At 53.0% G+C, this 13437-nt stretch carries 7 protein-coding genes; 3 read left to right on the top strand and 4 right to left on the bottom strand.

Features of this window, described 5'->3' with window-relative positions; translation table 11 throughout:
• Both Q7P68_RS04460 and gltB read right to left on the bottom strand, forming a co-directional pair.
• Window positions 1–1458, bottom strand: a complete 1458-nt coding sequence (locus Q7P68_RS04460) for a glutamate synthase subunit beta (RefSeq protein ID WP_304223322.1) — start codon at window positions 1456–1458, stop codon at window positions 1–3.
• 1 nt (window position 1459) lies between these two features.
• Window positions 1460–6133, bottom strand: coding sequence for a glutamate synthase large subunit (gene gltB, locus Q7P68_RS04455; protein WP_304223320.1), 4674 nt, complete (start codon window positions 6131–6133; stop codon window positions 1460–1462).
• Between the two features lie 291 nt (window positions 6134–6424).
• Here gltB and Q7P68_RS04450 point away from each other — a divergent pair, with 291 nt between their 5' ends.
• Genes Q7P68_RS04450 through Q7P68_RS04440 form a run of 3 tightly spaced genes read left to right on the top strand, consistent with a single transcriptional unit; the run spans window position 6425 to window position 10775 of the window.
• On the top strand, window positions 6425–7855 hold the full coding sequence (locus tag Q7P68_RS04450; protein ID WP_304223318.1) for a M20/M25/M40 family metallo-hydrolase: 1431 nt from the start codon (window positions 6425–6427) through the stop codon (window positions 7853–7855).
• 55 nt (window positions 7856–7910) lie between these two features.
• A complete protein-coding gene (locus tag Q7P68_RS04445; protein ID WP_304223315.1) occupies window positions 7911–9383 on the top strand; it encodes a YfcC family protein in 1473 nt (490 codons plus the stop codon).
• A gap of 21 nt (window positions 9384–9404) precedes the next feature.
• Window positions 9405–10775, top strand: a complete 1371-nt coding sequence (locus Q7P68_RS04440) for an MATE family efflux transporter (RefSeq protein ID WP_304223312.1) — start codon at window positions 9405–9407, stop codon at window positions 10773–10775.
• Here the strand turns inward: Q7P68_RS04440 and hydF are convergent.
• The gene (gene hydF / locus Q7P68_RS04435) at window positions 10693–11991 is read right to left on the bottom strand and encodes a [FeFe] hydrogenase H-cluster maturation GTPase HydF (RefSeq protein WP_304223310.1); all 1299 of its coding nucleotides are present in this window, start codon (window positions 11989–11991) and stop codon (window positions 10693–10695) included. The genes Q7P68_RS04440 and hydF overlap by 83 nt on opposite strands.
• 2 nt (window positions 11992–11993) lie before the next feature.
• Window positions 11994–13430 (bottom strand): lyase family protein, encoded by a 1437-nt coding sequence (locus tag Q7P68_RS04430; RefSeq protein ID WP_304223308.1) that lies wholly within the window; start codon window positions 13428–13430, stop codon window positions 11994–11996.
• Window positions 13431–13437: the final 7 nt, after the last annotated feature.

The following is a 13437-nucleotide window of genomic DNA, read 5'->3' as shown; positions in this document are numbered from 1 at the left end:
TTAACCCAGGTTTTTTATCATAGCTTCGGCAGCGGCACGACCGTCAGCAATAGCACGGACAACTAGGCTCGCACCATTACGGGAGTCTCCTGCAGCCCACACCTTTGGATTGGAGGTATGGAAGGTCCCCCGGGTCCGGATATTACCCCGCTCATCCAATTCAAGACCCAGATCCTTTACGATTCCATCCTGCACCACATGGGTAAAGCCCATGGCAAGCAATACCAGGTCTGCACCGATTTCAAAATCGGAACCCGGAACCTCAGCCATAGTCCAGCGGCCGTTATTTTCGGTCCATTCAACCCGGCAAGCCTGAATAGCCTCGACCTGTCCATTTCGGCCAATAAAGGCCTTCGTATTGACTGACCAGAGCCGTTCACAACCTTCCAGGTGGGAACTGGATGTTTTAAGCACCTTGGGCCAGAGCGGCCAGGGTTCATTGGCAGGCCTATGCTCCGGCGGTTTGGGGAGTACTTCAATCTGAGTCACCCGGATAGCCCCTTGCCTGTTCGCAGTACCAACACAGTCAGCCCCGGTATCACCGCCTCCAATAACAACCACCCGCTTTCCAAAGGCAGTAATCGGCTCAATGCCATCTTCGCAGGCTTCTTGGGCGCAGGAGCGGTTTTGCAGAGCTAGATAATCCAAAGCCTGGACTATTCCCTTGAGTTCCCGCCCTGGCGCGGTAAGGTCTCGGGGATCACGAGCCCCAATTGTCAGAAGCACTAAATCAAAGTCCCGCTCTAAATCCTTTGCATTCACGAGTACCGCATCGGTACCGGCAGTTCCGAAACTATACCGGGCAGAACCAACCCGATGGTTAGTTTTAAAGACTATGCCCTCGGCTTCCATAATAGCGATGCGCCGGTCGATAAAACCCTTGTTCAGCTTAAAGTCGGGAATACCGTAACGGAGATATCCACCTAAGGTTCTATCAGCTTCGTAGACCGTAACGGAAAAGCCAGCCCTATTCAGGTAATAGGCGGCTGAAAGTCCTGCAGGCCCGCCACCAACAATAGCAACCTTTTTGCCATTTCGTTTCTTTGGCGGCCGAGGAACCACCAGACCCAGTTCATAAGCCTTTTCGATAACCGCAAGTTCATTTTGCCTGATCGTAACCGGTTCGTCATTTGCACCGAGTACACAGGATGCTTCGCAGGGAGCAGGACAAACCCGGCCGGTAAATTCCGGGAAGGGGTTGGTATTTTCCAGTATTGCCCATGCTCCTGCCCAATCACCCCGATACAGTCGATCCTGCCATTCAGGCATGACATTTGAAACCGGACACGCCCAATGACAAAAGGGCACACCGCAATCCATACAGCGAGAAGCCTGGAGCCGCCGTTCTTCATCGGGCAGCTGGAGTTCCACTTCGCTGTAGTCGTTTATTCGCTCTTCTACCGGCCTGTAGCCGGCAACTTTACGTTGTATCTTAAGAAATCCCTTTGGATCACCCATGTTATGCCCTCACCGTAATATCTTCTTGTTCCCGGACTTCGTAGAGTCTCCGATCCAGTTCCGCCAGTTTCATCTGCTGGAGCGCCCGCTTGTATTCCAGTGGCAGTACCTTAATAAAGTAGGTTTTATATTCCTGCCATGCATCAAGGATGCTCCTGCCATATTCGCTGCCGGTCCAGTACACATGTTTGCGAATCATGTCTTTGACAAAGTTTTCGTCCTCTTCGTTATCGAGCCGGGAAAGCTCTACCATCCCCTTGTTAAGGAAATACTCAAAATCTCCGTCCCGGTCCAGCACATAGGCAATACCACCGGACATACCAGCTGCAAAGTTTCGGCCAACCCGGCCGAGAACTACTAAGCGGCCGCCGGTCATATATTCAGCCCCATGGTCGCCGGTACCTTCTACCACTGCCAGTGCACCGGAGTTACGGACGCAGAATCGTTCACCCGCAACACCTGCCACATAGAGCTCACCTGAAGTAGCACCATAAAGGACCGTGTTTCCAACAATAATGTTCTCGTTGGTCTTAAAGGTGGATCCTGCCGGAGGAGTCACAACGATACGGCCGCCTGAAAGGCCCTTGCCCAGATAGTCGTTTGCATCTCCTGCAAGCCTAAAGGTAATACCCGGAGCCAAGAATGCCCCAAAGCTCTGGCCTGCGGAACCAGCAAAGTCAACGGTTACGAAGTTTTCAGGAAGCCCCTGGGAACCAAAACGCTTGGAGACCTCATATGAAAGCATGGCACCCACAGCCCGGTCCGTGTTGTGAATGGGGAATTCCAGTGCCGTAGGCACCTTCTTATCCAGAGCGGCGAAACAACGATCGATGAGTTTTTTATCCAGCACGTCATCAATTTTGTGAATTTGATGCTGAATACAGTGGGTCGCTTCTCCGCCTTCGATATCTTTAGGCCCCTCAACCTTAGTTAAAAGATCTTTAAGGTTGACCGTATTTACTTTAAACTTGTCCACCTTCCGCTGAACCAAGAGATCGGTGCGACCAACCAGTTCATCAAAGGTTCTGAAACCCAAGGAAGCCATGACTTCTCGAGTCTCCATAGCTAGGAAACGGAAGAAATTGATGAGATATTCGCTCTTGCCGTTAAATTTCTTGCGTAGTTCTGGATCCTGGGTTGCCACTCCCATGGGGCAGGTATTTTCATGGCATTTGCGCATCATGACACAACCCATAACAATGAGAGTTGCGGTTCCAAAACCGAATTCTTCAGCGCCGAGGAGTCCCGCAATCACGATGTCCCGGCCGCTTTTCAGCTGTCCGTCGGTCATCAGCTTGACCCGGCCCCGCAGTCCATTCAGAACCAGGGTCTGGTGAGTTTCGGAAAGCCCAAGCTCCCAAGGAAGCCCCGCATGGCGGATTGAGCTTTGGGGGCTTGCGCCGGTACCGCCGTCGTAACCGGAAATAAGAATATTGTCCGCATGGGCCTTGGCAACGCCCGCCGCAATAGTTCCAACACCGCTTTCGGATACGAGCTTTACGCTGATCCGGGCTGTGGGATTTGCGTTTTTAAGGTCAAAAATCAATTCCGCCAGATCTTCGATTGAATAGATATCGTGGTGAGGCGGCGGGCTTATCAGGGTTACACCCGGAGTAGAGTGCCTGGTCTTGGCGATAATCGCATCAACCTTGTGGCCCGGCAGCTGGCCGCCCTCGCCGGGCTTGGCTCCCTGGGCGATCTTAATCTGGATTTCTTCTGCGTTAGCCAGATACTCACTGGTAACCCCAAAACGGGCGGAAGCAACCTGCTTAATAGCACTCCGGGCCCATGTGCCGTCGGGGCGAACCTTAAAGCGCTCAGGATCCTCTCCGCCTTCGCCGCTGTTGGACCTGCCATGGATCGAGTTCATGGCGATGGCTATTGTTTCGTGGGCTTCCTTGGAAATAGAACCAAAGGACATGGCTCCGGTGGTAAAGCGCCTCATGATAGATTCGACGCTTTCCACTTCTTCCAGCGGCACCGGCCCTGTGGGAGCCCCTTTAACGGTACCGGGTTCGGCGAAGTCCATGAGCCCCCGAAGCACATGGGGACTGCGATTCAGTTCATCAACCTTGGATGTAAACTCTTTAAACTTTTTATAGTCCCCCGATCGAGTCGCCCACTGGAGAAGATATATGGTTTCCGGATTCCAGGCATGCTTTTCGCCGAACTTCCGCCACCGGTACTGGCCATCTCCATCCAAAAGACTTTCGAATACCGTGGGGGTAGCCCCCTGCTGGTTTTCATAGGCGGAACGGGCCTCACGATAACGGGCAACCGCTTCAGCTTCGAGTTCCGAGAATCCAACGCCGCCGATTCGGCTCGTGGTGCCCCGGAAACATTTTTCGATTACCTCTGGACCGAGACCAATCGCCTCGAATATCTGGGCTCCCCGATAAGACCTCAGGGTACTGGTACCCATTTTACTCATTATTTTAAGAATGGCCTTTTGGATACCCTTTAGGTAATTCTTCTCCGCGTGTTCATAGTCCCCTGCCCGTTCTGCATCAGTAGAGCGGCAAATGGCAGCAATGGAAGCCAGGGCTCCGTAGGGAACAATGAGGTCTGCCCCATAGCCAAAGAGCAGGGCAAAATGCATAACCTCTCTTGGATCAGCAGAATCCACAATAATGGAAGCTTTCATGCGCAGCCCAGCCTGAATAAGGCCATGGTGGACCGCCCCAGTAGCAAGGAGAGCAGGAATAGCACAACGGCTCGCCTCTGCAGCTAAGGCTGCACGGTCAGAAAGGATGATAAGGGAATATCCTGCCTGTACAGCCTTGACCGCTTCATCCACAATCCGGTCTAAGGCGCTTTCCAGGTGGCTCTTCTCTCCTGCGGTCTGTGCAGCACCAATGCTTGGCACATAGAATGTGGCATCCAGGGTCTTGTACTTAAATTCCGGATCGTGCCACGCCTTGATCCGCTCAAAGTCGGCCAGGGTCATCACAGGATTTAGGATTTTGAGCCGGTGGCAATGCTGCTCAGTTTCCTCAAGGAGATTGCGCTGGGGCCCCACAAAACTGGTCAAGGTCATAACGAGTTCTTCCCGGATCGAGTCGATGGGAGGATTCGTCACCTGGGCAAATACCTGTTTAAAGTATGCATAGGGCCGCTGGGGTTTTTCAGAGAACACTGCGATAGGCGTATCGGTACCCATAGAGCTGGTCGGCTCCTGGCCGCTTTCTGCCATAGGGAGGAGCAGGTTATCCCGATCTTCCCGGGTATATCCAAAGGAGCGCTCCATAAAGAGTACTGTGCTCTCTTCAGAGGGCTGAATAACCGTTTTACCCAAGGCAATTTCGGGGAGCTTTTCCAGGGTGACCACCTGTTTGCGTACCCATTCGGCATAGGGTTTGCGACTTGCGATTTGGCCTTTGACCTCTTCATCGGGGATAATGCGTCCCTCTTCCAGATCCACAAGGAGCAGCTTACCGGGCTTTAAGCGGCCCTTTTGAGCTATGTCTTCGGGTCTAAAATCCTGTACACCGGTTTCGCTGGCCATAACGATAAGGCCGTCCTTGGTAATCGTATAGCGAGAAGGCCGCAAGCCGTTCCGATCCAGGGTTCCCCCAACATAGCGCCCGTCACAGAATACCACCGAAGCAGGACCATCCCAAGGCTCCATCATACAAGAATGGTATTCATAAAATGCCTTAAGTTCCTGGGGAATGGGGTTTTTGTCATTCCAGGACTCGGGGATGAGCATCATGAGCGCATGGGGCAGGCTCCGACCTGCAACAACAAGAAGTTCCAGTACATTGTCTAAACTAGCGGAATCGCTTTTATCCGGTTCTATCACCGGCAGTATTTCCTTGAGATCATCTCCAAGAACAGGATGCTGAAGCAGAGCTTCCCGGGCCGCCATCCAGAAACGGTTTCCTTTTACGGTATTGATTTCTCCGTTATGTGCCAAAATGCGGAATGGCTGAGCAAGGGGCCAGGCCGGGAAGGTATTGGTACTGAACCGGGAGTGTACCATGGCAACCGCAGTGGTCATGGCAGGGTTAGACAGCTCAGTAAAGTATGACCTGAGCTGGCTGGACATCAGCATGCCCTTGTACACAATGGTTCTGGAAGAAAGAGATGGGAAATGGAAATCCTTTGCCGCTACGAATTCAGGTTTTTCACGGAGGGTTTTTTCGAGTCTTTTTCTAAAGAGATACAGACGCAGCTCCAGATCTTCAGGACTTTTACCCGAAGCAGGGACCATAAAGATCTGTTTGATAACCGGTTCAGCTTTTTTTGCAATAGTTCCGATTACTTCAGGATTGGTAGGAACATCACGCCAGGCAAGAATGGTAAGGCCTGACTTTGCTGCCAGATTTTCCAATTCATCCGTAATTGCTGCACGGAGTTTCTCTGCCTTTTTATCATGGAGGGGGCCAGGGAAAAAAGCCAAACCAGTACCATACATTCCCCTTTCGGGAAGATTGGGTACCAGCGATTTGTAAAAGCCATGGGGAATCTGCAGGAGAACCCCTGCACCGTCACCGGTTTTATTGTCGGCACTTTCGGCCCCCCGGTGTTCCATCCGTTCCAGGACTTCCAAACCCCGCTGGAGAATATCATGGGATGGCCGTCCTTTAATATCGGCTACAAAACCGATACCACACGCATCATGTTCGTAAGACCGGCTGTATAAGCCCGTATTTGTTTGCTGGTGATCGCCCATTGTGGCTCCTTGCAACATAAAATCACCAGACTTATACATTATTTTGCAAGTTTATGCAATACCACTGCATAAACTTTCATATCAATACATTTTTATACAAAAAAAACGCCGTTACCGTAAGGAGGAACCGGTAACGGCGCAACGTAACAACTTTTGATGCCCTGCATATGAACCTACGTCTACTATAATATACAACAAAGAGATAGGTGAATTCAAGGGAAACGGTACTTTACTATATTTTTTATTTTATAGTCTTCTTATCTTGTCACTAAATTATGCTATACTGCTCCCATGAATACAGAACGATCGATTGAACGATTCCGCAATGCCATTCAGATAGATACATCTTGGCCCTCAAGCGAAAATCTTACGGAGACCCACGAGGAGTCGCGCACGGATGCAAGCCTAAGCCCAGCAGAACAGAAGGCCCTTTCGGCCCTGAAACAATTTCAAAATTTTCTGCAGGAAGCCTATCCTGCATTCAACAGGGTCGCTGAACGGATAGTTTTAAATCCCTTTTGTGTTTTGTACCGGTGGCCGGGTATACAAAATGCAGCAGATGAAAGTCTCCCGGTTCTTTTTCTTGCTCATTATGACGTCGTTCCTGTAGATCGGGAACTCTGGACTGTCGATCCCTTTGGAGCGGAAATCAAAGAGGGCTATATTTACGGCCGGGGAACTTTAGATACAAAGAACACCCTCATCTGTGCCATGGAAGCTGCGGAAGCCCTGGCTGAACGAGGCTTTGTACCCCAAAGGGACATCTGGTTCGCCTTCGGGGGTGATGAAGAGCGGTCCGGTGCGCACGGCGCACAGAATGCCGCTTCCTGGTTCCGGGAACGGAATATGGCCTTTTCCTGGCTCCTCGATGAAGGGAGCATCGTCGCCTTGAACCAGATTCCCGGCGTTCAGGTTCCCCTAGCCCTCATTGGGGTGGAAGAAAAGGGATTCCTCGATATTGAGCTCCTAGTCCGGCAGGCTCCAGGCCATGCATCCCGGCCACCAGAGCGGCAGGCCGTGGCTGTGCTGGCGGAGGCTCTGGTTCGGCTTTCAAAAAGGCCCTTTCCCTATAAGCTCATTCCTTCGGTGGAAAGTTTTTTTACAAGCCTCGCCCCCTTGGTCGATACAAGCACTCCTAAAGGAGTTCTCCAATCGCTGGTATTACGCAATTCTCGCAGGTTAGGCCCCCTCTTTTATCCCCTTGCCGGTACGAGTCCCGCTACGAGGGCACTCCTCAGAACCACCCTTGCCATGACCCAGCTTTTTGGGGCCAAGGCCGACAATATACTCCCCGCAGAGGCCCGGGCCATTTTGAACTTAAGACTCCTGCCGGGGGATACCATAGAATCTGCCCTCGACTATGTACGGCGCGCAATCGGGATGGATGAGGTGATAGTCCGGCCCAGCCCCTACCGAAGTGCCAACAATCCGGTGCTGGCGGACAAAGGAAGTCCAGCCGGCCTCTACCATGGCCCGGGATGGCAGGCACTGGTCGAGGCCCTCTCGGTAACCTTTCCCCAGGCTAAACCCATTCCGTTTTTAGTAACCGCCACCACCGATTCCCGCCATTATGCGGATCTCTGCAGGGCAGTGTACCGCTTCGGGCCCCTGGAACTCCCGCCGGCGGAGGTGGACCGTATTCACGGTCATGACGAGCGGATCTCCCTTGAAAACCTACAGCGAGGTATAGCTTTTTATCAGCGGCTCATAGAAGGGTTATAAAAAAGCACCCTTTAAGATTGAGAAAATTTTGAAATTAGCTAAAGGAAGAAAAAGTATGGCAGACACAAACACAAAATCGAGCGCGGTAAAAATTGGTCTCAAAGCTTTTTTACTCTCAGCCTTTATCATACTGCTTCTGATGATTTTTTCAGGAATCCTCACCATGGTACTGCCCTCGGGAGAGTTCCAACGGATTACCGATAAGGGCAAAACCCTGGTAGTACCCGGTACCTATCAGGTAATAGATAAACCGGAGTATCCCCTCTGGAGATGGCTTACCGCTCCCGTGGAAGTCCTTTTTGCACCGGGAAACCTGGCACTGATTACTATAATTATCTTCATTATCTCTGTCGGTGGCTCCATCGCAATCCTCGAAGGAGCCGGCGTTATGGAAGAACTAATCCAGCTTTTAGTCCGCCGCTTCTCCCGCCGAAAATACCTCCTTATTGCCCTGCTCATCCTCTTTTTTATGACCGTTTCGAGCTTTATTGGAGTGTACGAAGGCCTGGTCCCCATGATTATATTCCTCGTTCCCTTAGCCATATCCCTTGGCTGGGACTCCCTTACCGGGCTCGGTATCAGCCTCCTCCCCCTGGCCTTTGGCTTTGCCAGCGCCGTAACCAACCCTTTTACCATCGCGGTAGCCCAGCGCATCGCAGACCTGCCCCTCTTTTCTGGGTCCTGGCTCCGTATCATCTTCTTTTTTACCGTTTACGCTTTGGTTACCGCGTTTGTCATTTACCATGCAAAAAAGGTAGAAAAGCATCCCGAACGGTCCCTGTCCTATAAGGATGATGAAATGATACGGCAGCGCCTTACGTCCCAGGGCTTAGCTGGTTCCGAATCGGAAGCAGCCGGGAGTTCGGCAAAACAGAAAGCCCTCGCATGGTTTGGCCTCTGTGTAGGCATCGCCATGGCGATAGTCTTTGCCACCGCCCGCTCACCGGGCCTCTCGGACCTGGCATTTCCTGTTATGGCTCTCCTCTTCCTTATTGGCGGCATCGGCGGCGGTTTCATTGCCAAAATGATAGGCAAGGATATTATCCGCAGCTTTCTCCAGGGAGCGGCAAACCTGGCACCGGGGATACTGCTTATATTGATGGCCTACAGTGTTAAGCACATTATCGTGAGCGGCAAAATTATGGACACGATTCTTTATGGTGCCGCGAATCTTATTCAGGGTTCAAAACCCCTGGCAGCGGCCTTCCTTGTCTATGCCACGACGCTGATAATGAACTTCTTTATCGGTTCTGCCAGTGCAAAGGCATTTCTTATGATGCCCCTCTTAAGCCCCCTGGCAGACCTTGTTGGTATTACACGGCAGACAGCGGTACTCGCTTTTGATTTTGGAGACGGTTTTTCCAATATGCTGTTTCCCACCAATGCGCTGCTCCTGATAGCCCTCTCCTTTACTGTGGTGAGCTACCCTAAATGGATAGCCTGGACCTGGAAACTCCAGCTCATGATACTGGCAATTACATCAGCCTTCCTCGCGCTTGCGGTTGCTATCCGTTTCGGGCCCTTTTAGAAACCAAGGAATACACAAACAATGTTGAAAAAATTAGCGTCCTACTCTAAAACAATTTTTGCGATTGCCCTGCCAATTACGCTGCAATCCCTGGTAGAGTATGTCTTTATTCTCACCGACATGGCTTTTATCGGCCAGTACGATCCCTCAGGGGGCCTTTCTGCGGTCAATAATGTACTCCAGCCCTTTTTTGTGCTCTTTTCCTTTTTTATGGCCATAACCCAGGGTGTCACCATTATCGTATCCCAAAGCATCGGCGCAAAACGGCACCTTACAACCCGGCGCTTTGTAGAGACCGCGCTCTTTTTTAATGTGGTCATATCCCTGATCTACCTGCTCTTCTGGCGCAGCTCTGGAGCTCTGGTGCTTTCGTTGGTTGGAGCCAAAGGCGTAGTCCTTGCTCTAGGAACAGCTTATGTTACAAACCTTTCCCTGCAATTTTTAACCACCGGTTTTGGAATGACCGCTAATGCGGTGTTCCAGGGAGTCGGGAACACCCGGCCGATCATGGTGGTGGCTATCTCCAAGTGTATCATCAATATTTTCCTTGACTGGGTAATGATATTCGGAAAGCTCGGTTTCCCGGAACTCGGGATCGCCGGAGCGGCCCTGGCAACAGCTCTTTCAGCTATTCTGGGAGATCTCGCTCTCTTTATCCTTCTTTTCCGGTTCAAGGTGCTTGCGATCCGCCGCAGGGCCGTACTAAGGCCGGTTCCGGCCCTCTTTGGCAAGGTACTCAAGCTCGGCATTCCCGTTGGATTGGAATATATACTTTGGACCATCGGCCAGGTCCTTATGATCGGTATGATTAACAGCTACGACCAGGAATCGAGCGGACTCTTCGGTATGTTTAACACCCTTATCATGCTTTCCATGAGCCTCTATAACGGCATCGGTGTGGCTGGTATGGTTTTGGTCGGCCAAGCCACGGGGGCTAAAAATCCGCGGGAGGCTCTGCTTGCGGCTAATTATTCAATTGCCTTTTCCCAAGCGGCGAGCGCATTGACCATGGTGTTAATCGCCCTTTTTCCCCGCCAGATTATCATGCTCTTTGGGCACAGCCAGGCAACCGCCGTGCATCTCGCACCATACCTTGTATTCTTCGGCACCACTATGTTCACCAAGGCACTCAACATTATTGCCGGCAATTCTATACGAGGCACAGGCAATACGGTCTGGATGCTCTACACCCAAATAGGCGGCACCATACTCATAGTAGCCACCTGCTGGATCCTTTTGGTTACCACTGAAATGAGGCTTATGGCGCTCCTTTTAGCCGTATTTGTCGACGAAGGCATCCGATCCGGCATCAACGCGGTAAAATTTTACCACTCCCAATACCGGGCAATCCGCCAGCGGGATAGAGAATTGGAAATTCGGGAAGCATATTGATAGCCCGGGGCAAAAGCCCGTTCGCCCAGGCAAGGAAGAGGCCATAATTGGTTACCGGGACGCCCCGAGCCTCAATGGTTTGCAAACGGTGTCTCATTGCGTTGCCGGTCATCATGCAGCCCGCGCAATGAATCACCAGGTCCTCAGGACTCAGATCCTCTGGAAGCTGGCGGACCGTCTGGAACCGGGCATCGGGAGTAACCAGGCGGGCAAAGAGACGGGGGATTTTTACCGATGCAATATCATCGGCTCCCCGGTGGTGGGAACAGGCTTCCATCACAAAGACGCGGCCGCCGCGCTTAAAACGCTCCAGGGCCCGGAGCCCCCGCACCAAAGAAGCAAGCTCTCCCTTTTTCCGGGCAAACAGGATGGAGAAACTCGTCAGGGCCTGGTCTGGGTCGATGTCGGCGGCCGCCTTGGAAAAGACCTGACTGTCAGTAATGACAAGCCGGGGCGGTTCGCGAAAACTCCGGTAGGCCTCGTAGAGTTCCCGTTCCTTTACCACCGTTACCCGGCAGTCCCGGTCCAGGGCGTCCCGGATGGTTTCCACCTGGGGTTGTATGAGTCTCCCCCGGGGAGCCGCCAGGTCGATGGGAACCACAAGCAAAAGATGGTCTCCTTCGCGGACAAGCCCGTCCAAGGGGCCGCTTTCGAACTCAGCCCGATCCGCCAGGGCAGAAAGAAGCCGGCGAAGTTCCGACCCGCCAGAGCGGGAAGTGTTATCCACCCGAACCATTTTGCAGCCCCCTGCAACAAGCCCGTCGAGCCATTGCTGTTTTTCCCCATGGTTCGGCTGGTCTCCGTGGGTTACGGCTATGACCAGGGGCTTCCCGCTTGCAATGAGCCGCTCAAGAAGCTTTTTTTCTTCCCCAGCTACGCCCCGGTGGCCCGGGGTTACGAAAATATACGCTGCAGCAGAAGCTAGGCGCGCCTCGGTCTTTTCCCGCCGCTTCTCGCCCAGTTCACCTTCATCATCGATACCGGCGGTATCCACAAAGGCGACAGGGCCCCAGCCGGGAAGCTCCATTTTACGGCTCACCGGGTCAGTGGTGGTTCCCGGAACTGGGGACACAATGGAAACATCCCGCTCAAAAAGGGTGTTTATCAAACTGGACTTTCCCGCATTTCTAAGCCCGGTCACCACAATAGCCGCAGACTCTGAGAGGGGACTCTGCAGGACCGGCATTGCCTCCTGCATCTTTTCTGTCATCATCATGTTCACTGCTCCTTCTGGGAGTCGGTCTCCCCTGGGCACTGAGCTTTAGCAATAGCCAGGCTAAAAGTATGTAAGTCCGCTGAGCTAAACAGGGGGGTACCATGTCTGTTTACACACCAAAACAGGGGAGCGCACCGCTGCTGTATAAGGCCAATTTCTAGCCCCGTGCGGCGGGATAATTCGCCCACAAACCGCCCAAGCATGCCTGAAACACCCGCGTCTAAGTCGCTACCCTCAGCCTCCCACGAATCGACAAGCTCCTTAAGCTCCTCGTAGGGGAGATCGCTGCGAAAGAGGTTAAGCAGGGCCCGGGATCGCAGTATGTTACGGACACAGCGGTCAGGCCTGACTTGGAGGGCCGGAAGCAGGTCCCGGGACAGGGTGATGAGGGCCCGTTCCAGATCGGAAGCGGCATCGATAAAGGCGTCTACCATAAAGGGGGTAAAGGCATTAAGCTGGAGAAAACCCTCCTGGGCATAGTGAACTATGGACGCGGCCCGGTGCTGGGCCCTGATACTGAGGCCCATGGCAAACTCTAAAAGCACCGGATTAGTCTTTACCGGCATGGCGGTGGAGCCCCATTGCAATGCGGGATGTTCCAGTTCCCCAACCACTGTTGATGTATAAAACATGAGATCCCGGCACAGCTTTACCATATTGGCCCCAATCAGCGCAAACCCGTTAGCCACCTCGGCAAAGTCATCCCGCTGGGTCACCGCATCGGTCAGGTTCTGGCTCCGCTGCAGCGGGAGACCGGTGAGCCTGCGGAGCTGCTGTTCCGCCGCAAACAGGTAGGCTGCCGATGCCCCTGTGCCCGTACCAGTGGCGGTGCCGCCCAGGGGAATGGTTCTGCAGCGCTCTTTTAGTTTTCCGAGGCGCCACCGGTCCCGTTCAGCCGATCCTGCCCAGGCGGAGGCTACCTGGGAAAGATCCATGGGGAGGGCGTCCTGCCACTCGGTGCGGCCCATTACTGGAATCCCCCGCCAAGCCTGTTCCCGTTCAACCAATGCCTCCTGCAGGGCGATGACTGCCTTTTCAAGGCGCAAAAGGCGACGCAGAACCACTATAACTGCGGCGGTGCTGACCACATCGTTAGTAGACTGGGAGCGGGCGCCGTCGTCTAAAGGATGAAACAAACCGGACTGCCCGAGCTGCCCTTCTACTTCGTCGGCCAGGACTTCACAGATATTCATATGGAGGCTTGTCCCCGCCCCTCCCTGGGCTAAGTCCAGGGGGAACCGACTGTCCAAAGCACCAGAGCAAATCTCCTGCAGCACCTGAAGTACTACCTCAAAAACCCTATCCGGCCAGGGTTGTTCAGTTTCTTGCAGGGCCCGCAGAGCCGCTTCTTTTACTTCCGCCAGGGCCTGAATAAACTCTGGCGGGGTCTGGCCCTGACCGAAATTGCGGACCGCCGCCTGGGTCTGTTTCATGCTCATATTCGAC

It is taken from the genome of Gracilinema caldarium, from assembly GCF_029265695.1.
GTDB lineage: Bacteria > Spirochaetota > Spirochaetia > Treponematales > Breznakiellaceae > Gracilinema > Gracilinema caldarium_A.
This window is presented reverse-complemented; position numbering and strand designations above follow the sequence as displayed.

Excerpts from the sequence above, each read along its gene's own strand:
- Q7P68_RS04460 (WP_304223322.1), bottom strand. The coding sequence starts at position 1,458 with ATGGGTGATCCAAAGGGATTTCTTAAGATACAACGTAAAGTTGCCGGC.
- gltB (WP_304223320.1), bottom strand. The coding sequence starts at position 6,133 with ATGGGCGATCACCAGCAAACAAATACGGGCTTATACAGCCGGTCTTAC.
- Q7P68_RS04450 (WP_304223318.1), top strand. The coding sequence starts at position 6,425 with ATGAATACAGAACGATCGATTGAACGATTCCGCAATGCCATTCAGATA.
- Q7P68_RS04445 (WP_304223315.1), top strand. The coding sequence starts at position 7,911 with ATGGCAGACACAAACACAAAATCGAGCGCGGTAAAAATTGGTCTCAAA.
- Q7P68_RS04440 (WP_304223312.1), top strand. The coding sequence starts at position 9,405 with ATGTTGAAAAAATTAGCGTCCTACTCTAAAACAATTTTTGCGATTGCC.
- hydF (WP_304223310.1), bottom strand. The coding sequence starts at position 11,991 with ATGATGATGACAGAAAAGATGCAGGAGGCAATGCCGGTCCTGCAGAGT.
- Q7P68_RS04430 (WP_304223308.1), bottom strand. The coding sequence starts at position 13,430 with ATGAGCATGAAACAGACCCAGGCGGCGGTCCGCAATTTCGGTCAGGGC.